The organism is Mitsuaria sp. PDC51 (assembly GCF_900113225.1).
Classification (GTDB): Bacteria; Pseudomonadota; Gammaproteobacteria; order Burkholderiales; family Burkholderiaceae_C; genus Roseateles.
In genome coordinates, this window is sequence record NZ_FOZE01000002.1 from 1,174,575 (window position 1) to 1,194,892 (window position 20,318).

The window sequence follows — 20,318 nt, forward strand, 5'->3', positions numbered from 1 at the left end:
CTCAATGCACGACCGGCCCCATTGCCGCGGCAACGCGCCACGCAGACGATCGACGCAGGGCTTCCTTGACAACATCGGGATCCGGCTCGAGGTCCTCGCTCAGGTCCACGCTGAACAGGCGACAGTGCAGGGCCTGAGCGCAAATACAGAGGTCGCGCACGAAGCGATCTGAATCCTTGACTCTTGCGTCAAGTCTGGCGATCACCTCCAGCTCGCCATTGCCCCAGAGTCGAACCTCGACACGGTGACCCAGATCGGTCCCATAGATGCGCCAGCCGGCGAAGGACATGTTGCTGCCCAGTCCTTCGACGAGCATCTCCAACACGTCGGCCTGCTCGGTGAGGGCTACCTTTGCGACGCCCGGCTCCGGGGTGAAGCAGAGATCGAAATGCCAACGCGACATCAGAACCCTCCGGAGTTTGGCGAGGCGCTCGGATGCGGCGACCAGCACTTCGTCAAGTGCACCTGGACTTGCAGGACAGCCCATGGCTGGGGAATCGCATCACGAAGGTCCCTGTTCATAGCCAGCGGCTCCCAAGCACCGCGGCCCAGACCGAGGCGGCCAGCACCAGGGAGAGCAAGACTGCGGCGCTGCCGAAGTCCTTGGCCCGCTTGGAGAGCTCATGGAGGTCGAAGGAGATCCGGTCGATCGCGGCTTCAAGCGCCGAGTTCAGCAGCTCCACGATGAGCACCAACCAGATCGACGACATCAGCAGCGCCCGCTCAACGCCGTTGCCCCCCAGCCAGATCGCAAGTGGCATCAGCACGATCGCGGCCGCCACCTCCTGTCTGAAGGCGGACTCGCCAGCAAACGCAGCTCGAAGGCCCTGCAGCGAGTACCCAAACGCATGTACGAGCCGATCGAGGCCCGTCCGATCCTTGTGGGGATTCACCGCTTGCCCTTCACGTGACCTTCGAGTTCCGCGAACGACGGACGCTCGGTCGAATAGAGCACCTTGCGCCCGAACTCGATGGCCACTTGCGGCGCGTAACCCTGCATGGAAGCCAGGAGCGTGGTCTTGATGCACTGAAGTTCCTTGCCGGCCTCGTCCACCTTGGATTCGAGCGCGCCGGCCAGCGGCTCAGCGAAAGCGTAGGCCAGCAAGATCCCGAGGAAAGTACCGACCAGCGCCGAGCCGATCATCCCGCCCAGCACCGCCGGCGGCTGACCGACCGAGCCCATGGTGTTCACCACGCCCAGCACAGCGGCGACGATGCCGAAGGCCGGCAGCCCGCCCGCCAGGCGCTGCACCGCGATCACGGCGAGAAAGGCCTCGTGATGATGCGTGTCGATCTCAGCGTCCATCAGGGACTCGATCTCGTGCGCGTTCAGGTTGCCCGAGACCATCATCCGCAGGTAGTCGGTGATGAACTCGGTGACGTGGTGATCGTTGCCCACCGCCGGATATTTCTGGAACAGCGGCGAGCTGTGCGGATCCTCGACGTCCTTCTCAATGGACATCAGGCCTTCCTTGCGGGCCTTCTGCAGGATGTCGTACATGAGCGCCAGCAGCTCCATGTAGCGCGCCTTGGTGTACTTGCTTCCCTTGAAGCAGGCCGCGAGACCCTTCACCGTCGCCTTCATGACCTTGGGAGGATTGGTCGCCAACATGGCGCCGATCGCCGCACCGAAGATGGTGGTCATCTCGAAAGGCAAGGCTTTGAGCACGACACCGATATTGCCCCCGTGCGCGATGAACACGCCGAAGATGCAAGCCAAGGCGAGCGCCCACCCGATGGCTATGAACATTGATCAATCTCCAAAAATTGTTGTGCCGCGCGTCGACGTTTTCGCCTTGACGGCCGCGGCGCAGAGGCCGCGACCAAAAGGCGCGGCGAGTCGATGAGGTGTCACGCCGGCTTCGCGTGCGCGCGCCGCGTTGAGCAGCGTCCCGCGATTCATCCGGCCGGCCCTGCGCGGACCAGCAGGACATAGCCATCGGCATCGAAGAGCACATGCAGCTGCGAGCGGCGGCCCTCGGACAGGGAGCGCCAGGACTTCCCGGTGGTCACCAGGAACTCGTGCTCGTGAAGCGGACCGAGCTTCGGATCCCGGCGAAGCCAAAGGTCAAGCTCTTCGTCCTTGACCACGTCGTGCGCCTTGCCGCCCGTGTAGAAACTGGCGGAGTACGGAAGTGCATTGAGGAACGTCACTTCCGAAGCTTTGTGGCCGCCAGACAGCAGCGGAAGCAGCACGCCGGATGCCGATCGGATGGCGCCCATCGACCCTTGGCTTGAGAGTAGCGCGGCGGCCGCGCCGGTCAGGATGACGAGTCCGGTCGCGACAAGCCCGTGAACGACGCGCTGCCTCGGATCTCGCGCAAGCCAGCGGCCGGCAAGGATCGCCAACGCAGGCGCGGCCGGAAGCACGTACGTCCAGAGGATGTTCCTCGAGGCCGAGAACAGCAGCGCTGGGGTCAGCGCCCATGCGAGGAGTAGCGCCGTGTCCGGGGATCTCTCCGATCGCGTGTCGGCGGCGACCCGCCTCGCGGCCCGGCGCCTGCCGATCAGCAGCCAGGGAAGGAGCAGGCTCCACGGCAAGAATCCCACCGCCAGGTATGCCCAGACGATTCCCCTGGCCTGCTCGTGAGCGGTGCCATAGAGGTCGCCGGTCCATCCCGGCTGCGTGAACCGGCTCCAGTGCTCACCGACGAGGAAGTATTCCAGGAATCCGGGACTGCGAAGCTCCGCCAGCGCGTACCAAGGTCCCGCAATGCCCAAGACCAGGAGCCCACCCTTCATCCAGGGCAGCGACCTCACGTCTCTGAAGGCGCCGCGACAACTCAGGGCATGCACCCCAACTGGGAACAAGGACAAAACAAGCGCCACCGGACCCTTCGCCAGCAGCCCCAAGGCAAGCCCAACAAAGAAACCCAAGGCGCCGAGACGCACCCTGGTCAAGGTGGTCCCGGAAATGGCCCACCAGAAGCCGCCGATGCTGAGCGTTACAGCGACCGTCAGAGCCATGTCGGTCATCACCGCGCCGGCACTGACAAAGAACACCGCGCTTCCCCACAACACGGCGACGCCAAGAATGGCCTCGCGGGAACTGGAGTCGCGCAACCATCTCCAGACGATCAGCGTGACCATCATGGCGAGCACCAGCATGGGCAGGCGAGCACCCCACTCGTTGGCACCGAGCGCCAGTTGACCGAGTGCGGAGAACCAGGTCGACAACGGCGGCTTGCCCCAGAAGACGACATCCCCTGGCAGATGAAGATTGATCCAGTCGCCGCCCGACATCATGATTCGCGCTATCTCCGCGTACCGGGCCTCGGTGTTGTCCGAGAGCGGGTAGCTTCCCAGCGTCAGCAGGCGAAGGCCGATGCAGAGCACCAACAAGACGACCACCCAGAACGTGGTCGATATCGCTCTGGGAGGGGTGTGGGCAGCTTCGAGTACATCCAAGGCGGGGCTCACCACGGCCTGGCTCCTGCGACCCACAGGGGTGGGGATGAGACCGCAGGACGGAACTCCTCGATCAGGTACAGCGGCCTGGCTTTGGACTCGATGAAAAGGCGGCTCACGTATTCACCGAGGATTCCGATGGCCATCAGCTGAAGGCCGCCGAGGATCAGGATGCTGATGATCAGAGTCGGAAACCCATGTATCGGCTCGCCGAACAGCGCCGTCTTCGCAAGGAAGTACACCGCGTAGACGAAGGACGCTACCGCGCAGGTCAGGCCCACGTAGGTGGCCATCTTCAACGGTACCGTCGAGAATCCGACGATCCCCTCCACCGCGAAGCGCCAGAGCTTTCGAAACCCCCATTTGGTGTGGCCTTGGTTTCGCGCGTCCCGGTCATAGTCGATCGTGACGACCTTGAATCCGACCCATGCGAACAAGCCCTTCATGAAGCGGTTTCGCTCCGGGAGCCGATTGATGGCGTCCACGACGCGTCGGCTGAGCAGACGAAAGTCCCCCACGTCGGGCGGCATGGCGGTGTCCGACAGCATGTTGAAGACGCGGTAGAAGGCGTACGCCGAAAACGTCTTGAGCCAGCTTTCTCCTGCGCGCGATCTCCGTCTCATGGTGACGACGTCGGCGCCTTCCTCCCAAGTGCGAATCATCTCGGGGATCAACGCAGGCGGATCTTGGAGGTCGGCATCGATCAGGATCACCGCTTCGCCGCGGGCCAGGTGAAGCCCGGCGGTCATCGCCGCCTCCTTGCCGAAATTTCGGCTGAAGGAGGCGACACCCACGCGGGGGTCTAGCGCACGAAGCGCATTCAATGCGTCACGCGTCCCGTCGGTACTGCCGTCGTCGATGTACAAGATCTCCACGCGGCGATCCAGAGACAGCAGCGCGGAGCTCAGTCGCTCGTGGAACGTCCTCAGGCTGGCCGCTTCATTGAAGACAGGCACAACCACAGAAATTGCACCAGCCATCTGACGCATCGGCGCAGCAGGAACAAGTTGGAGGGGCGCCGGCGACCAGGCAGCGTTGAACATCTCAGCCAAGCTCCTCTTCCTCGTGTCCCATGGCAGCATCCAGCTGCAACTTCACTTGGCGCGCCCATCGAGGTCCACCGCGCATGGCATCCAGCGCGTCAGAGCTCGCCTTCGCGAAGTAGAGAGACTCGGACAGCCCGTGGTTGTCCAACGCTTGCTTCAACCGGGCCGCGCGATGCCGTAGCTCCACATCACGGGGTCCTGAGCCCTGAACTCCGCCATCAGCCAGGTAGCCGGCGCTGCGCTTCAGGGTCTGCAGGGTCGATGAGGAGAGCGCAGGGATAGCCCGCGGCGAAGACAGTCGTGCATGCTGGATAAACGGGTTCTTCCCCACCACCAAGCCCCAAGGCCGAAGTCCTTCGACGATGTCCACCGTCATGGCCTCCAGCTTGGTCAGCCCAAAGTCCCTTGCCACCCTCAACCGCGCGGCCAAGGCGCCGTTGGTCTTGGCCACTTCGAAGATGCCGCGCGCCGCGTCCGCCTCGCACCCTTGAACAGGGAGGATGAAAGTGCGGATCAGCGCCTGGGCTTGGAAGTCTTGAGACTGCGAGGCCAGGTACAACCAGTGCATCCCCTGTTCCGCATCGCGTAGCGATGCTGCGGCGCGCAGGATGGTCGCGCCCAGCCGGCGCTGCGCGGAAACGTCCCCGCTCGCAGCAGCCTTCTCCAAGAAGAATCGCGCCATCGGAGGATTTGCCACGGAGCTATGGTTGTTGGCATGCAGCTCATAGAGGCGGGTCCACGCTTCGCCGTAACCTGCATCGGCTGCCCGCATGAGCAGTGCAGAAGCCTTGCGTCTGTTCGGCGCCTGCACCAGCATGTCCCAGCCAATCGATCCGACGTTGTTGCCGCTCAGCGCCTGGCCCAGCAGCAACGCCGCAGCGCAGTTCCCTCGATCCACGCAGTCATCCAGCAATACCTCAATGGCCTTGGTATCGACCGTGATTCGCACATCGGGGATCGACTTGGCGAAGCTGATCGCGGCGTACACCTGATCGGCAAGGGTGGAGTTGGACAACTGCCCGAGGACCAGGCTCACTGCGAGGGCTCGCAGCAGAAGGCGCGGCTCTTTCCTCATGAGGGCCCGCTCCATCACCAGCGCGATCAGTTCCGGCCACCCAATCTTTGGCACGCCCAGCAGGGCCTTCACGCGCAGCACCGCGGCGTCGTCTGAGTCAACCGCGGAGGCGGGTAGCGTCAGCGCCTCCTTTGCGCCGTCTTGACCAGACCTCTCGGCAAGCCGAAGCCAGCCTACCGCCTCGCTTTGATCCACCTGCGTGAGCAGATTCCAGATCGCGACCCGGAGCTGCGCTTCTCCGCTGCCAAAGCGAGCAGCCCGCTCAAGCGTGGAGACACGTCCGTGTACGGCGATCTCATGCAGGTCGAGCGCCTCAACGATCAGCCGCTGAGCTTCGTCCTCCCTGAGGGTCTCGACCTGACTCAAGTACTCGAGTCCGAGCGGCACGTGCCGCGGGAATCCCTTCATCCCTTCGAGGTACAAGCGCCCGGCCTCGAAGCAGGCCGCAGCGTCTCCTCGCCTTGCCCTGGAAATCAGTTGAATGTCTTGTCTTCTCATCGAGCGCCTTTCTTCGTACTGGCGCCTTTGCTGAGCATCTTCGGGACACTCGCGTCGCCGGTACATCGCGAGCAGACGAGAGACTAGAGACCAGGCATTGACCAACAACTGACGGCCTGATTACCGGTTCGTCAGCTTCAACGTCGATGGCGTTGGTCAGTCTGGGACGTGTCGAACATGTGACCTCGCATCAGAAATTTCCTGCTGCTTCGGCTGTGTCCTGAGCGACACGTCTCACGACCGTTTGGACCACCGTGCGCGAGTACGCCCCCGCTCAATCGGTAGAACTCGTGGATTTCCCTTGCTCTTCTCCCTAGCCTGCGTCGTGCTTGAGGCGAATCGCGTCTCTATGCATCGACCATCGAATAGGAGAAGTTCATGAATAAGCCAGTCCTCTTGGCATTGGCATGCAGCGCGCTTGCCGGCTCGGCCTTCGCGCAAACCTCGTCCGTCACGCTGTTCGGCGTCGCTGACGTTGCCGTGCGCCAGGTGAAGAACGGCAACGCGGGTACGGTCAAGGGCGTGACGTCCGGTGGGAACACAACCAGCCGGCTGGGCGTTCGTGGCGTTGAAGAACTGGGCGGCGGACTGTCGGCTGGCTTCCACCTGGAGTCGGGCATCGATCTGGACACCGGCACCTCCAACGCCAGCAAGTACTGGAACCGCCGCTCGACGATCAGCCTGATGGGTGATTTCGGTGAGGTTCGCCTAGGCCGGGACACCACCCCGACCTACAACAACACGCTCAACGATGAATTTGGCATCGTGGGTGTTGGATCTCGCGGCATCTTTGTTTATGGCAGCGGCGCGAACCTGGGCAGTGGTGCAACCACGATCCAGCGTACGGACAACGGCGTGAGCTACTTCCTGCCGAAGAACTTGGGTGGCGTCTACGGTCAGTTCCATGTCGCCGCAGGCGAAGGCACCGTGGGCAACAAGTACTACGGCGGCCGGATCGGCTACGAAGACAAGAGCTTCCTGGTCGGCGGTGCCTACGGCACGACGGATGTCGGCGCCAACCTGTCCAAGTTCAAGAACTACAACCTGCTGTTCAACTACAAGTCGCCGTGGGGCGTGTTGCACACCCTGGTTGACGTGAAGAAGTGGGGCGAACGCAAGTCGACCGAAATCTCGGTGGGCGCGACCATCCCCGTGACCGTCGGTCAGATCCGCGTGGGCTACACCAACGCCAACCGCTCCGGCGGCGCGGTTGGTTCCGGCTTCGCCGATGGCGACGACAGCACCCGCCTGGCGCTGGGCTACGTCTACGACTTCTCGAAGCGCACGGCGCTCTACGGCACCGTGGCTCGCGTGACCAACAAGGGCGCCGCTCGCAGCTCCGTGCTGTACACGACGCCGGCGGGCATGCTGGGCGGCCAGAACTCCTCCGGCGCGGAAGTGGGGGTGCGCCACAGCTTCTAAGGCTAGGCTTTCTGCAAGGTAAAGGCGAAGGGGATGCGCATCGCGCATCCCCTTTTCTTTGGGCCTACCATTTGACTTTCGGAAGCAAACACCGAGCGGAGGGCTGATGGACGAGGGCTGGGTTTCGAACCTCGAGGTCGACTGCAACGAGTCCGGGCGTTTCGTGGCCGTGCTGGTGCTCACCCCGCCGCCCGAACTAGGGCCGCCTATTCGCGTGCCGATCGAGGGGGAATACGACCGCCCGGAGCTTGCCGAAGATGCGGCGCTCGACGCCCTCGCCGCGATGACTCGAGGCGATTGAACCGGCCGCGACGAACCTACAGGGCTGTCGCGAACTGATCAGTGATCAGCCACGCCTCGTGGGCGACGCAGCATTTGGCAGCGCAGCTGCCTGTTTGAACTCCGTGGCCTCATCATCCAGCGATGCCATCGCCAGGGTGTACAGAATCGTGTTGCGAGCGAACTCAGCCTGCTCGCGCTCGACCTCGACGGTGTTGCCATCGATGCTGTCTTGCAACGGCTGTCTGTAGCCTGCGAACGCCAGCGTGCTCGAGGGTATGAGCGGCACTTCCCGAGCCACGCCCATGTCCTTGCCATCCTGGTCGGTCAGTTCCTCGGCCTGGCTTGAGGCCTTCAGGACGTCTGCAAACGAGATGTCGCGCGCCTTGTAGTTGGGCGTGTCAGCGTTGGCGATATTGCTCGCCAGCATGGCTTGGCGCTTACCGCGAAATACCAGCGCCTGCGCCCGCCACTCATCTGAATCCTGCGCCAGCTTCGCCGTGGCGGCGCCGAACCTCGTGTCTTTGATCCCATCCATGGCATCCCCCAAAAAAGGCGAAGCCGCTGGTGCGGCTTCGTGGGTTTCAGGCTCGTTCGCCTTCGTTCTTGTCGACGTAGACCTTGAACGGCTTGCTCGAGAATCCCGCCGGAGCGATCTTGGACAGGTCTACCGCGCGGTGCCCGACGACGTCGAACTTCCAGGCGAAGGTCTTTCCGCCTTGGCGGAACTGCACGGTCTGGCCGCATTCGATGTTGATGGCCTTGCGCGAATCGAGGTCGACGACGAAATCGGTCTTCTGACCTGCGAACGGCACGCCGTAGATGGAATTTCCGTTCATCAGACGCTCGGTCGTCTGTGCTGCGACCGGCGCGTTCAGGCCGGCGAACAGGCTGGCAGCGACAGCGATCATGGCAACGGTTCGGTTCATACAGATCTCCTTGTTCCGGTGGAGCCGTGCTCAACAAGAGCACCTACCGCATCCACCATGAACAGCACTTTAGAAATCTGTCGCTTTCAACGGACCTGTCGTAGTGATGACAAGTTTGTTAGCTCGCGCCCGCGGTGCGCCGCCGTTCTCCGTCCTTGGGACCAGACGCTGCGAGATGAGCAAGGCGGACATCCAGCGGAGAATGGAGCGACGGAGGTGCCAAGGTGAGCAGCAACATTGCATCGGGATACACGCCCGAACAGGACGACGTGCTGAAGACGCTGGGTTTGGCGGTGGTGGCGGGACAGGGCGTGGAACGCCTGATGAGCACCTGCCTGACGTTCGTTCTCCGGGACGAGCCGCTCGTGTCGCCAGAGCAGCTTGATGGAATTCTGCGACGCCACAGCAAGGCGACCCTCGGCCAGCTACTGCGGATCTTGCGAGAGCGGGTGGACCTGCACCCGACGTTCGACGAGCGCTTCGAGCGCTTTCTGGAGAGTCGCAACATCATTGCGCACCGCTTGTTCGACGTGCCGGGCGGCCTGGACCTTCATACGGACGCAGGCAGGCAGAACCTCAAGATGTTCCTGCTGCGCTTCATGGATGATGGCCAAACCCTCTCGATGATCTTCCTTGGCTTGATCCGAATCTGGTCTCAACAGGTCGGCATCGATCTGCCAAGCGTAGATGACCATGCTACGCAGGCCATGCTGGATCACGTCGATGAGAACGTGATCCCCAACCTGAGCATCCTCTTGAAGGAGAAGATGCCTTCGGCAGGCAACGACTAGACTGGGTCTCGCATGAGCTTGGCGCCGTCGCTGCATAGCGCCGTGGCTATGTCTGCGCGCAGCTGATTGCCGAGATCCGAGAGCAGCCTCGTGGCGAGCTGAGCGCTCAACGACAAGCGCGATTTGGAGGCGAGCTGGACAAAGGGGCGAACAGACCTGGCCAGTTCGTCGGACGCATCAAGCACCTCTGAAAATGGGCGATCCAGAAGAATCGTCAGCATCAGCACTGAGCTCAACCTCTTCATCGCCTCCGCTTGCCGCTTCAACGTGGCGACTTTGCTGTGCACCAACATCGAAGGAAGCGTGAGGATCAGCTTGTCCAGGTCCCGCAGCTCCCTGGTGACTCGAATGGCCGCCTGCTCAGACATGCGCAGTCCCGTGTCGATCGAACTCCTCTCGTCTTCAGTCTTCAGCATCGCGCGGTCTCCCGCGCACGCACCTTCGGCAGGCATGACAGGGGCACGCGAACCAGTAGGCCAGCGCTCTGGCCTCGCCGTGGGAGGCTGACCTCATCAAGGACGAGAGTATTTCGTTGAATCAAGTGGGTACCGCGCTAGAGGAGATCGTGAAGCCAATGCGTGTCTCGCCGCGCTCGGACGTTGCAATCGCCTTGCCTCCATGCATGCGCGCAATTGCCGCGACGATGGAGAGGCCAAGGCCATGGTTCTTGCTGGCGCCGGTGCGGGAAGGGTCGACGCGGTAGAAACGGTCGAAGAGCCTTGGCAGGTGTTCCGCGGGGATCTCCGGACCCTCGTTGATCACGCCGATATAAATCTCTTTGCCGCGTGGCTCGATCTCGACCACCACCTCCGTCCCGCGGGTCGCATAGCGGCGAGCGTTACCCACCAGATTGGCGATCGCGCGCTGCAACAAGCCAGTGTCCACGCTGGCTCGGGCACGCCCGCGCACGACGCCGCGAACGCCCGCTTCCTGCAGTGATCCCTCGTGATAGTCCAGCACCTCGGCGCAGAGTTCCGCCAACTCCGTGACCTCGTCGCGGCTGGCCTGAGCGCCCCGCTGGGCATTCGCAAGAAAGAGCATGTCCGCCACGATCCTGGCGATGCGACGAAGCTCCTCGAGGTTTGACTGAAGCGTCTCCTTGAGCTCGTCGGGCGAGCGGGGACGCCGGAGCGCGAAGTCGCAGCTGTTGATGAGGATCGAGAGCGGATTGTTCAGCTCGTGTGCGACATCAGCGTTGAACGACTCCATCTGCCTGTAGGCGATGGCGAGGCGATCGAGCAGGTCGTTCGTTTGAGCGATGAGCGGCTGCAACTCTTCCACCTGGTCACGGCCGTCGAGTCGCAGCTCCAGACGGTCGGCGCGGACAGCTGCGGTCTGCCTGACAAGCGCACGAAGGGGCGCGAGCTCTCGCCTGACCCCAAATGCCGCAGCTGCAGACAGCACCAAGGAGCCCCCAACGGCCGCAAAACCGAGCGTCCACGCGAGCCGCAGGAGCAGCTCCTTGTCCTTACTCTGGTCGAAGGCAAGCGAGGCGGTCCCCGCCCCGCCGAGATCGGGAGGCAGCGGCACTGGAAATCGCTCGACCTTGACGTCGGCGCTAGCAGCGCGCTGCGGCGGCAAAAAGATGTGGCCCGAGTTGTCCGCCACGCTGAGCGTGAGCTCGTCGTGCCCAGCGAGAAAGTCGTTCAGCAGATGCCGGACGCTGTCCAGATCGTGCGCGCCGCGCCCTTCCTTGAGCAGATGTTCAACGGCCTCGCGCTTCATGCTCAAGGTCTGGTTCTGACGTTGATCGAGCGTCAGGAAGATCACCACGTACACCGCCACGCACACGACGCCGAGCCCCGCCATGGACTGCAGAGCGAGTCGACGAAGGAGACGGGCCCGAAGGCTTCCCGTATGCATGGCGACGCTCATGCGGGTCGGTCTTCGATGACGTATCCCATCCCGCGCACGGTATGGATCAGGGCCCGATCAAACGGCTGATCAATCTTCACGCGCAGACGGCGTATGGCCACCTCCACCACGTTGGTGTCACTGTCGAAATTCATGTCCCAGACCTGTTCAGCGATCTCTGTCCTGGAGAGCACCTCGCCTTTGCGTCGCATCAGCAGCGCGAGGAGACCGAACTCCTTGGTGGTGAGATCAATCCGCTGACCAGCGCGGCTGACCTTGCGACGGATGGGATCCACCTCCAGATCAGCTACGCGGTACACGGACTCCTCGGTCACCTGTCGACCTCCCGTGCGCCGGCGCAGGAGAACCTGAACCCGGGCCACGAGTTCGGAGAATGCGTAGGGCTTGGTGAGGTAGTCGTCAGCGCCGCTTTGCAGGCCCTTGACGCGATCTTCGACGCGCGAGCGGGCCGTGACCATCAGGATGGGCACATCGCTGCTCTGACGGATCGCGCTCAGCATGGCGAGCCCATCGATGCCCGGCAACTGCCCGTCAAGGATGAGCAAGTCGTAGCTGTTGACCGAGGCCATGTGCAGCCCGTCAACGCCGTTGTGGGCGACCTCCACGGAATAGCCTTCCTCGGTGAGCCCCTTGCGGAGGTACTCAGCGGCCTTTTCCTCGTCCTCGACGATCAGTAGTTTCATGAGCGGATCTCGTTGTTGTTCGTCGATCTCATGCGGCCGACGCCTTCTGGTCGCCGTAGGCGAGCAAGCGAAGCGCGTTGATGACCACGATGAGGGTAGACCCCTCGTGGAACAGGACCGCGGTGCCAATATTCAAGCCGAAGAGCGTGGCCGGAATCAAGACCGCCACAACGCCCAGGGATACCCACAGGTTTTGCCGGATGACGCCGCTCGCCCTGCGCGACAGGCCGACCACGAACGGCAGCTTGGAGAGATCGTCCGCCATCAACGCCACGTCAGCAGTCTCCAGCGCCACGTCCGACCCGGCCGCGCCCATGGCAATCCCGACGGTCGCACTGGCCATGGCCGGAGCATCGTTGACGCCATCGCCCACCATCGCCACCTTGCCCTCGTTGGCGCTGAGCTGCTTGATGAAGCCGACCTTGTCATCTGGCATCAGCTCGCCTTTGGCCTCGCTCAGGCCAACGGACTTCGCCACCGCGTCGGCCACCCGCTGGTTGTCTCCCGAGATCATGATCAGGTCCTTGACGCCAAGCTTCTGAAGCTTGCTCATGACGTCCGCGGCGGCCGGGCGAGGCGTGTCCATGACGCCAATGACGCCCAGGAAGCGCTGGCCTCGCTTGACGATCATGGTCGTGCGGCCCTTCTCGATCAGCTGCTGATCGATGCTGGAGACCTCCGGCGGAAGACCACCCACATCTTCCACAAAGAGCTTGGCCTTGCCGATCCACACGTCGTCGGCGCCAATGCGTCCCGTGACGCCCTTGCCGGTGACGCTGTGAACATCTTCGGCACTCAGGGCCTGAGCAGTTCCCTGCATCCGTTGCTTCGCGCCAGACACGATGGCGGCTGCCAGCGGGTGATCGCTGTGGCTCTCGATGGCCAGTGCCACGGCCAGCAGTTCATCCTGCTCCACGCCAGGCGCAGCCTGAACATCCACAAGCTTGGGTTTGCCTTCCGTGAGCGTGCCTGTCTTGTCGAACGCGATCGCGGTCAAGACCCCCAAGTTTTCCAGCGGCGCGCCGCCCTTGATGAGAACCCCGCCACGCGCCGCCCGAGCAACGCCGCTCAGGACGGCGCTCGGGACCGAGATGGCAAGCGCGCATGGGCTAGCAGCCACCAACACTGCCATGGCACGGTAGAACGTCGCACTGAAGGGCTCGTCGATGATGAAGCCTGCGAACAAGAGCGCGCCGACGAAGCCCAGCACGGTCGGCACGAAGATGCGTTCGAACTTCGCCGTGAAAGACTGGGTGGGGGACTGCTGCTGCTGCGCCTCGGTCACCATCTTCACGACGCGTGCCATGGTGGACTCGGTGGATCGCTTGGCGACCATCACCTCCAGTGATCCGGAGCCGTTGATCGTGCCCGCAAACACGCGACTCGTTGCCGCGACGCGGTCGAAAGCGGCAAGCGCCTGCTGCGCGTCCTCCACGGGCTGCTTGTCCACGGGAATACTCTCCCCGGTGACAGGCGCCTGGTTCACGCTGGACTTGCCCGTGATCACAAAGCCGTCGGCCGGCATGCGCTCGTTGGGCTTGATCACCACGATGTCACCGGGCTCCAGTTCAGCGATTGGCACCTCTTGCGTGGTGCCGTCACGCTTGCGAAGCGCGGTTTCTGGCGCCAGCTTGGACAACGCCTCGATCGCACGTCGTGCGCGGCCCATCGCGTAATGCTCGAGCGAATGCCCCAGACTGAAGAGGAACAACAGCAAGGCGCCTTCAGCCCACTCGCCGAGCGCGGCCGCGCCGGCTGCGGCAACGAGCATCAGCGTGTCGATCTCGAAGCGCCGCTTACGAATATTCTCCACCGCCTCGCGCAGCGTGAAGAAGCCGCCGAAGACGTAGGCCGCCACGTACAGGCTCGTCTCCAGCGTGGACGAGAGCACTTGATATTTGCCGAGCAGCCACCCCGCCAACAACAGCGCACCGCACAGCAGCGAGAAGATCAGCTCCGTGTTGCTGCCGAAGATGCCGCCCTCATGGCCATGATCGTGATCGCCATGGTCTTCGGCGGCCTCGCTTCCGTGGTCATGCTTCTCGCCCTTCACATGCCTGTGATCCGGCGACGGAGGAGTCGACGCGCTAGGCGAGTTGGCCTCCAGCGACTGGGACTTGGCCTGTTCAGAATCTTTTCGTTCAGCCATCTGGTTCTCCGGCTTTGAGTGCATGAGGGGCGTCAGCGAACTACCGTCGCTTCTTCCTGGACCGCTTCGCAAGCCGCTCGGCCCTTCTCGCAGCACGACGATCCTTCAGCGACATGTAGTCCCGGATCGAGGTGTAGGTCAGGTACACGAGCGCGATTCCCCAGCCAACGATGGCCAGGTACTTGAACATCACATGAAGGGTTTCGTGAGAGCCCGTGCTCATCTGAGACTTTCGCTCGCGAACGCTGACGCTCGGGTTCATACCGATGACCCAAGCGAAGCATCCGCATTCCTTGAATTACTTGGAGGCTTTCAGAGCCTTCTCCGCAAGCCCGGTGCGCGGCTCGACCCAATGGCTCTGATCGAGCGCGTCGCTGCAGGCCTCGGTCTCCATCTGCAAGGTGACGTGAGCAATCTCGTACTGCTCCTTGAGCATCTGGCGGAGTTGGGTCAGCAGGGGACCCACGGAGACCGAGCCGTCGTGCACGACGTGCGCGCTCAGACTCGTCTTGCCGCTGGACAGCGCCCAGATGTGCAGGTCATGGATCCCCGTGACGCCGGACGTTGCGGTCATCGCCGACTCGATCGCCGTCACGTCTACCCCCTCGGGCACACCCTCAAGGAGGATGTTCAGGCTCTCGCGCAGGAGCACCCACGTCCGAGGCAGAACCCAAAGACCGATGCCCACGGCGACCAGACTGTCGACCCACGCCCAGCCGGTGAAACGAATGACGATGGCCGCGACGATGACGCCGACCGATCCCAGCAGGTCGCTCCAGACCTCCAGATAGGCGCCCTTGACGTTGAGACTCGCATCCTTGCCGCCCATGAGCATGCGCATGCTCACGAGGTTGACGATCAAACCGAGCGAGGCGATCACCAGCATGCCGACCGACTGAACCTCGGCCGGCGAATTGAGCCGCTGCCAGGCCTCATAGAGGATGTAGATCGCCACTCCAAAGAGCAGTAGGGCGTTGAACGCCGCAGCCAGGATCTCGAAGCGGTGATAGCCGAAGCTGCGCTTCTTGTCTGCCGGCCGTCTGGCGATGCGTATGGCTGCCAGCGCGATCGCAAGGGCAGCCGCATCAGTGAACATGTGGGCAGCGTCCGAGATGAGCGCCAGGCTCTTCGTCGCGATACCGCCGATGACCTCGGCGATCAGAAAGCCGAAGGTCAACGTGAAGGCAATCCAGAGCGAGCGCTCATTGCCTCCTGCCGCGGCAGAGTGGTCGTGGTCCTTGGACATGGGTCATCTCCTTGTTCGTTTGATTCCCATCCTCGGCAACAGCGATACCCAGCGGCCCCGCGCCGCGGCATTTCAGCCTCGCGCGGGACCGCTGGCGCTCAGAGGGCGCTCAATGGGCGCTTCCGTGCTCGGCGGCCGGGGATTGGCTCTCCAGTTGCTCCTCTTCCTCATCGCGCCGGTGTGCCAGGCGGTAGAGGATGGGGAGAACCAGCAGCGTCAATGCCGTCGAAGACAAGATGCCGCCGATCACCACGGTGGCGAGCGGACGTTGGACCTCGGCGCCGGTGCCGGTGGCAAGCGCCATCGGAACGAAGCCAAGCGAGGCCACGAGCGCTGTCATCAGCACCGGACGCAGACGTGTCAGCGCGCCTTCGTGGATCGCCTCGTCCAGTCCCTTGCCTGACTCGCGCAGGTTGCGGATGAACGAGATCATCACGAGCCCGTTGAGCACCGCCACCCCAGAAAGCGCGATGAATCCGACTGCTGCCGAGATCGAGAGCGGGATGTCTCGCAACCACAAGGCCACGATGCCGCCAGTCAAGGCGAACGGGATCCCGGTGAAGACGATGAAGCCATCCTTCATGTTCCCGAACATGGCAAACAGCAGCACGAACACCAGCAGCAATGAGACCGGAACCACGATCTGAAGACGCTGGGTCGCCGACTGCAGGTTCTCGAACTGGCCGCCCCAGACCATCCAGTAGCCGGTCGGGACCTGAACCTGTGCGCCAATCAACTGCTGGGCCTCAGCAACGAAGCTGCCCAGGTCGCGACCACGCACGTTCGAGCTCACCACGATCCGACGCTTTCCGTTCTCGCGGCTGACCTGGTTCGGACCAGGTGCCGTCGTGAAGTCAGCGACCTCACTGAGCGGGATGAAGCGGCGTGCGCCGTCAGCACCAACTGGCATCGGGATAGGCAGCCGCTTGATGGCCTCCACGTCGGCGCGAAGCACTTCGGGCAGTCGCACCAGGATGCCGAAGCGGCGGTCGCCTTCGAACATGATCCCCGCGTCGCGTCCGCCGACAGCGGTCGCGAGCGTGTCTTGCACATCCTGGACGTTGAGTCCGTAGCGCGCCGTGCGTTCCCGGTCGACGGTCACGCTCAGCATCGGAAGCCCAGTGGTCTGCTCCACATTCACTTCCGAGGACCCCTGGATGCCTTGCAACAGCCCCTGGATCTTCTGAGCGGTCGCGTTCAGGACCTCCATGTCGTCGCCGAAGATCTTCACCGCGACGTCGGAGCGCACGCCCGAGATCAGTTCGTTGAAGCGCAGCTGGATCGGTTGCGAGAACTCATAGTTCTGTCCCGGCAGCTTGGCCGCCTCGGCCTGCACGGCCGCCAACAGGTCGTCACGCGTGCGCTTGGGGTCAGGCCACTCGTCCTGCGGCTTGAGCATCACGTAGCCGTCCGAAATGTTCGGCGGCATCGGGTCCGACGCGATTTCCGCAGTACCGGTTCGAGCGAAGACGCGGTCGATCTCAGGGAACTTCGCCTTCAGCGTCGACTCCAGCTGCTGCTGCATCGTCAACGACTGCGTGAGGCTCGTGCCCGGAATACGCAGCGCCTGGATCGCGAAGTCGCCCTCGTTCAAGCTGGGGATGAACTCGCTGCCCATCCGCGCGGCGATCAAGCCCGTCAGCACGATCATCACTGCGGCGAAGGTCAACACGACTGCCTTGGCACCCATCACGTACTTGAGCAGCGGCTCATACACGCGACGCGCCCAGCTCATCAGCCAGTTTTCTTTCTCAGCAACCTTCTTGCCGATGAACAGCGCGACAGCTGCGGGAACGAACGTGATCGACAGGATCATGGCGCCGACCAGGGCGATCACGACCGTGAAGGCCATCGGGTGGAACATCTTCCCTTCGACACCGGCCAGAGCAAAGATCGGCAGGTAGACGATCATGATGATCAGTTGTCCGAACAGCAGCGGACGACGAGCTTCCTGGGACGCGAGGAACACCTCGTGGAATCGCTCCGAGCGCGTCAGCAGTCGTCCCTTGTGCTCCTGCGCATGTGCCAGGCGTCGCACGCAGTTCTCGACGATCACCACCGCGCCGTCGATGATGATGCCGAAGTCCAGGGCCCCCAAACTCATCAGGTTGGCGCTGACCTTCTGATTCACCATGCCGGTGAAGGTGAACAGCATCGACAGCGGAATCACCATGGCCGTCAGGATGGCCGCACGGATGTTGCCCAGGAACAAGAACAGGATGGCGATGACGAGCACAGCGCCTTCGATCAAGTTCTTCTTGACGGTGGCGATAGCCTTGTCGACCAGCTTGGTTCGGTCGTAGACCGTGACCGCGTGGACACCCTTGGGCATGTTCGCGTTGATCTCGGCCATCTTCTTGGCAACCGCTTGCGAGACCGTCCGGCTGTTCTCACCGATCAGCATGAAGACGGTACCGAGCACGACCTCGCGGCCGTTGTCGGTCGCGGCGCCGGTGCGCAGCTCGCGGCCGATTTCGACCGTGGCGACATCACGCACGCGCACCGGCACGCCGCCGGCGTTGAGCAGGACGATGTTGCCGATGTCGGTAATCGAGCGCACTTGGCCGGGGGCTCGGATCAGGTACTGTTCACCGCGGCGCTCGATGTAGCCCGCGCCGACGTTCGCGTTGTTGCGATCGAGCGCAGTCACCACGTCGCTGAGCGTCAGGCCGTACGAGGACAGCTTGGACGGATCGGGGGCGACGTGGTACTCCTTGGCGAACCCGCCGATGGAGTTGATCTCAGTCACGCCCGTCACGTTCTTCAGCTGCGGCTTGATGACCCAGTCCTGAATCTCGCGCAGGTCTGCCGGCGTATACAGCTCACCGTTGGGCTTCTTTGCGCCCGGCTCGCTTTCGACAGTCCAAAGGAAAATCTCACCCAACCCAGTCGAGATCGGCCCGATGTTGGGCGTCACGCCCTCGGGCAGCTGAGACCGCGCGGATTGGATGCGTTCATTGACGAGCTGGCGGGCGAAGTAGATGTCAGTGCCGTCGTTGAAGATGACCGTCACTTGGGACAGACCGTATCGCGACAGCGAGCGGGTCTGCTGCAGGCCAGGCAGGCCGGCCATCACGGTCTCGATCGGATAGGTGACGCGCTGCTCGGTCTCCAGCGGCGAGTAGCCGGGTGCACCGGTGTTGATTTGCACCTGCACGTTGGTGATGTCCGGCACGGCGTCGATGGGCAGCTTCTGATAGCTGAACACCCCGAGTGCGGCCATACCGAAGACGGCAAGCATGACAAGCCATCGATGCTCGATGGCGAAGCGGATGATGCGTTCAAACATGTTGCGTCATCTCTTTAGTGGGCGTGGGAAGCCGTGGACTTGCCGGCTTCGGCCTTGGCAACGAAGCTGCCGACGGCGATGTAGGGCACACCGGCCTTCAGGCCCTCGACGATCTCGACCCGCTTGCCGTCCGTGCGGCCCACCTTGACGGGCTGGGCGACAAAGCCCGAACCAGTCTTCACAAACACGACGGGCTTCTCTTCCATCGTCTGAACGGCTTCGGAGGTCACGGTCACCGGCGCGTCGAAGGTTTCGCTCTTCATCTCGACGTTGACGAACAGGCCCGGCCGCCATGCGGTCTTGGGGTTCTCCAGCGTCACGCGGGCTTGGGCCGTGCGGGTGGACTCGCCGATGAGCGAGCCGACGTAGGCGACCTTGCCGACCGCGGACTGCTCGAACGCCGCCGCGCGCACGACCACGTTGTCGCCTACGCGCACCAGCGGCAGGTCCTTGGCGGGCACGTTGATCTGGGCCCACACAGTGCGCAGATCGGCGACCGTGAAGACATTGGCGTCCTCGCGCAACTGCTCGCCCAGCGCGATGTGCTTCTCGACGATCGTGCCGTCGAAGGGAGCACGCAGTTCATAGCGGTTGAGGGCACCGCTATCCAGCGTGGCGCCGACGGCCTGGAGCTTCTGCCGGGCGTTCGACACCGCGATCTCCGCCTCGCGCATGGCTTGCTCGGCAATCTGCACATCCTGCTGAGGCGAGATCTTCGCTTCGTACAGGCTCTTCTCGCGTTCGTACGTGATCTTGGCCAGTTGCAGGCGCTTCTGTGCACCTTGCAAGTCGGCGCGTTGGTCAGATATCGACGTGCTGTTCACAATGGCCAGAACCTGACCCTTGCGAACCGTCTGTCCCAGCGCCACCGGCACAGATTCGACAACGCCGGCCACGCGTGGGACCACGTGCGCGGTGGTGTCCTCGTTGAACTTGACCTCGCCCGGCAGCTGGTAGCTGGCCGCCAGCGAAGCGGCCTTGGTGGCTTCGACCACGATGCCCGAAGACTTCTGCTGCTCGGCGGACAACGCGATCACCCCTTCGCTGGGGGAGAACGAGAACGACTGGGTCTGGCCGCCGACCACAACTTGGATGACGCCGTCGAAGACATGCGGCTCTTCAACAGGTTGGGCGCTGACAAGCGCGTCCTTCTGAGCCGCGAACGTCAGCTTCTGCTCCTCGCCGCCAGGGCGCTTGATCTGTGCGGTCACCTGCAGCTGAGCTGGCGCGACATCCTTGCCTGCCTGTGACACCCAGATCTTCAAGCGCGGCGTGCCTTGATCCTCGGACAGCAGCGCCTCGACGGTCACGTTGCCCTTGGAGATGAGCTCTCCACCGCGGCTGCCCTTCTTGGCTTCTTCGTGGTGTTCGCCGTCCCCATGCCCCTTGGCGTCGTCGTGGCCCTTTTCGCCACCGGCCTTGGCTTCCCCGTGATGTTCGCCGTCGCCATGGCCCTTGGCCTCTTCGTGTGCGTGCGACTCTTCGCCGCCGGACTTCCCGCCGGTGGTCATCAGCCCGACGGCGGCCGCGGCACCAAGCGCCAGCACCACGGCTATGGCGATCGCCTGCTTCTTGCCGGCGCCGCTGCGCAGGCGTTCCTTGAGTTCGTTCTTGGAGGTCATTTGGAA

At 63.2% G+C, this 20,318-nt stretch carries 18 protein-coding genes; 3 read left to right on the forward strand and 15 right to left on the reverse strand.

Annotated elements, in window-relative coordinates:
* Position 1 precedes the first annotated feature (1 nt).
* The 6 genes from BM393_RS16555 to BM393_RS16580 form a co-directional block, all read right to left on the reverse strand.
* Positions 2–451: a hypothetical protein gene (locus tag BM393_RS16555; protein ID WP_217648456.1), complete on the reverse strand. Its 450-nt coding sequence runs from the start codon at positions 449–451 to the stop codon at positions 2–4.
* 67 nt (positions 452–518) lie between these two features.
* Positions 519–893, reverse strand: a complete 375-nt coding sequence (locus tag BM393_RS16560; RefSeq protein ID WP_091728602.1) for a diacylglycerol kinase — start codon at positions 891–893, stop codon at positions 519–521.
* On the reverse strand, positions 890–1,750 hold the full coding sequence (gene motA / locus BM393_RS16565; protein WP_091728605.1) for a flagellar motor stator protein MotA: 861 nt from the start codon (positions 1,748–1,750) through the stop codon (positions 890–892). The genes BM393_RS16560 and motA overlap by 4 nt, the downstream gene beginning before the upstream one ends.
* A gap of 149 nt (positions 1,751–1,899) precedes the next feature.
* Positions 1,900–3,423: a glycosyltransferase family 39 protein gene (locus BM393_RS16570; protein WP_175538373.1), complete on the reverse strand. Its 1,524-nt coding sequence runs from the start codon at positions 3,421–3,423 to the stop codon at positions 1,900–1,902.
* Positions 3,417–4,451, reverse strand: coding sequence for a glycosyltransferase family 2 protein (locus BM393_RS16575; RefSeq protein ID WP_238139449.1), 1,035 nt, complete (start codon positions 4,449–4,451; stop codon positions 3,417–3,419). The genes BM393_RS16570 and BM393_RS16575 overlap by 7 nt, the downstream gene beginning before the upstream one ends.
* Before the next feature lies 1 nt (position 4,452).
* On the reverse strand, positions 4,453–5,937 hold the full coding sequence (locus BM393_RS16580) for a tetratricopeptide repeat protein (RefSeq protein ID WP_217648457.1): 1,485 nt from the start codon (positions 5,935–5,937) through the stop codon (positions 4,453–4,455).
* Positions 5,938–6,405: 468 nt separating this feature from the next.
* Between BM393_RS16580 and BM393_RS16585 the strand changes: the two genes are divergently transcribed.
* Both BM393_RS16585 and BM393_RS16590 read left to right on the forward strand, forming a co-directional pair.
* Positions 6,406–7,449: a porin gene (locus tag BM393_RS16585; protein ID WP_088384647.1), complete on the forward strand. Its 1,044-nt coding sequence runs from the start codon at positions 6,406–6,408 to the stop codon at positions 7,447–7,449.
* A gap of 106 nt (positions 7,450–7,555) precedes the next feature.
* Positions 7,556–7,750: a hypothetical protein gene (locus BM393_RS16590; protein WP_091728615.1), complete on the forward strand. Its 195-nt coding sequence runs from the start codon at positions 7,556–7,558 to the stop codon at positions 7,748–7,750.
* A gap of 45 nt (positions 7,751–7,795) precedes the next feature.
* Here BM393_RS16590 and flgB read toward each other — a convergent pair whose 3' ends face one another.
* Positions 7,796–8,266, reverse strand: coding sequence for a flagellar basal body rod protein FlgB (gene flgB, locus BM393_RS16595; RefSeq protein WP_141225362.1), 471 nt, complete (start codon positions 8,264–8,266; stop codon positions 7,796–7,798).
* A gap of 46 nt (positions 8,267–8,312) precedes the next feature.
* Positions 8,313–8,657, reverse strand: a complete 345-nt coding sequence (locus BM393_RS16600; protein ID WP_141225363.1) for a CzcE family metal-binding protein — start codon at positions 8,655–8,657, stop codon at positions 8,313–8,315.
* A 224-nt stretch (positions 8,658–8,881) separates the two neighbouring features.
* Between BM393_RS16600 and BM393_RS16605 the strand changes: the two genes are divergently transcribed.
* The gene (locus BM393_RS16605; RefSeq protein WP_091728625.1) at positions 8,882–9,448 is read left to right on the forward strand and encodes a hypothetical protein; all 567 of its coding nucleotides are present in this window, start codon (positions 8,882–8,884) and stop codon (positions 9,446–9,448) included.
* Here BM393_RS16605 and BM393_RS16610 read toward each other — a convergent pair.
* The 7 genes from BM393_RS16610 to BM393_RS16645 all read right to left on the reverse strand — a co-directional run bounded on the left by BM393_RS16610 (position 9,445) and on the right by BM393_RS16645 (position 20,312).
* Complete coding sequence (locus tag BM393_RS16610) at positions 9,445–9,864, reverse strand: hypothetical protein (protein WP_091728629.1); 420 nt, start codon at positions 9,862–9,864, stop codon at positions 9,445–9,447. The genes BM393_RS16605 and BM393_RS16610 overlap by 4 nt on opposite strands.
* Before the next feature lie 121 nt (positions 9,865–9,985).
* On the reverse strand, positions 9,986–11,323 hold the full coding sequence (locus tag BM393_RS16615) for a heavy metal sensor histidine kinase (protein WP_254783478.1): 1,338 nt from the start codon (positions 11,321–11,323) through the stop codon (positions 9,986–9,988).
* Entirely contained in the window at positions 11,320–12,006 is a 687-nt protein-coding gene (locus tag BM393_RS16620) for a heavy metal response regulator transcription factor (RefSeq protein WP_091728632.1), read from the reverse strand. Before BM393_RS16620 ends, BM393_RS16615 begins: the two co-directional genes overlap by 4 nt.
* A gap of 28 nt (positions 12,007–12,034) precedes the next feature.
* A complete protein-coding gene (locus tag BM393_RS16625; RefSeq protein ID WP_254783479.1) occupies positions 12,035–14,155 on the reverse strand; it encodes a heavy metal translocating P-type ATPase in 2,121 nt (706 codons plus the stop codon).
* A 298-nt stretch (positions 14,156–14,453) separates the two neighbouring features.
* Complete coding sequence (locus tag BM393_RS16635; RefSeq protein ID WP_091728640.1) at positions 14,454–15,401, reverse strand: cation diffusion facilitator family transporter; 948 nt, start codon at positions 15,399–15,401, stop codon at positions 14,454–14,456.
* Between the two features lie 109 nt (positions 15,402–15,510).
* Positions 15,511–18,690 (reverse strand): CusA/CzcA family heavy metal efflux RND transporter, encoded by a 3,180-nt coding sequence (locus BM393_RS16640; RefSeq protein WP_091728645.1) that lies wholly within the window; start codon positions 18,688–18,690, stop codon positions 15,511–15,513.
* Between the two features lie 14 nt (positions 18,691–18,704).
* Positions 18,705–20,312: an efflux RND transporter periplasmic adaptor subunit gene (locus BM393_RS16645; protein ID WP_091728648.1), complete on the reverse strand. Its 1,608-nt coding sequence runs from the start codon at positions 20,310–20,312 to the stop codon at positions 18,705–18,707.
* Positions 20,313–20,318: the final 6 nt, after the last annotated feature.

Coding starts and splice junctions, on each gene's coding strand:
- motA (WP_091728605.1), bottom strand. CDS start 1,750: ATGTTCATAGCCATCGGGTGGGCGCTCGCCTTGGCTTGCATCTTCGGC.
- BM393_RS16575 (WP_238139449.1), bottom strand. CDS start 4,451: ATGTTCAACGCTGCCTGGTCGCCGGCGCCCCTCCAACTTGTTCCTGCT.
- BM393_RS16580 (WP_217648457.1), bottom strand. CDS start 5,937: ATGAAGGGATTCCCGCGGCACGTGCCGCTCGGACTCGAGTACTTGAGT.
- BM393_RS16585 (WP_088384647.1), top strand. CDS start 6,406: ATGAATAAGCCAGTCCTCTTGGCATTGGCATGCAGCGCGCTTGCCGGC.
- BM393_RS16590 (WP_091728615.1), top strand. CDS start 7,556: ATGGACGAGGGCTGGGTTTCGAACCTCGAGGTCGACTGCAACGAGTCC.
- flgB (WP_141225362.1), bottom strand. CDS start 8,266: ATGGATGGGATCAAAGACACGAGGTTCGGCGCCGCCACGGCGAAGCTG.
- BM393_RS16600 (WP_141225363.1), bottom strand. CDS start 8,657: ATGAACCGAACCGTTGCCATGATCGCTGTCGCTGCCAGCCTGTTCGCC.
- BM393_RS16610 (WP_091728629.1), bottom strand. CDS start 9,864: ATGCTGAAGACTGAAGACGAGAGGAGTTCGATCGACACGGGACTGCGC.
- BM393_RS16615 (WP_254783478.1), bottom strand. CDS start 11,323: ATGAGCGTCGCCATGCATACGGGAAGCCTTCGGGCCCGTCTCCTTCGT.
- BM393_RS16620 (WP_091728632.1), bottom strand. CDS start 12,006: ATGAAACTACTGATCGTCGAGGACGAGGAAAAGGCCGCTGAGTACCTC.
- BM393_RS16625 (WP_254783479.1), bottom strand. CDS start 14,155: ATGGCTGAACGAAAAGATTCTGAACAGGCCAAGTCCCAGTCGCTGGAG.
- BM393_RS16635 (WP_091728640.1), bottom strand. CDS start 15,401: ATGTCCAAGGACCACGACCACTCTGCCGCGGCAGGAGGCAATGAGCGC.
- BM393_RS16640 (WP_091728645.1), bottom strand. CDS start 18,690: ATGTTTGAACGCATCATCCGCTTCGCCATCGAGCATCGATGGCTTGTC.
- BM393_RS16645 (WP_091728648.1), bottom strand. CDS start 20,312: ATGACCTCCAAGAACGAACTCAAGGAACGCCTGCGCAGCGGCGCCGGC.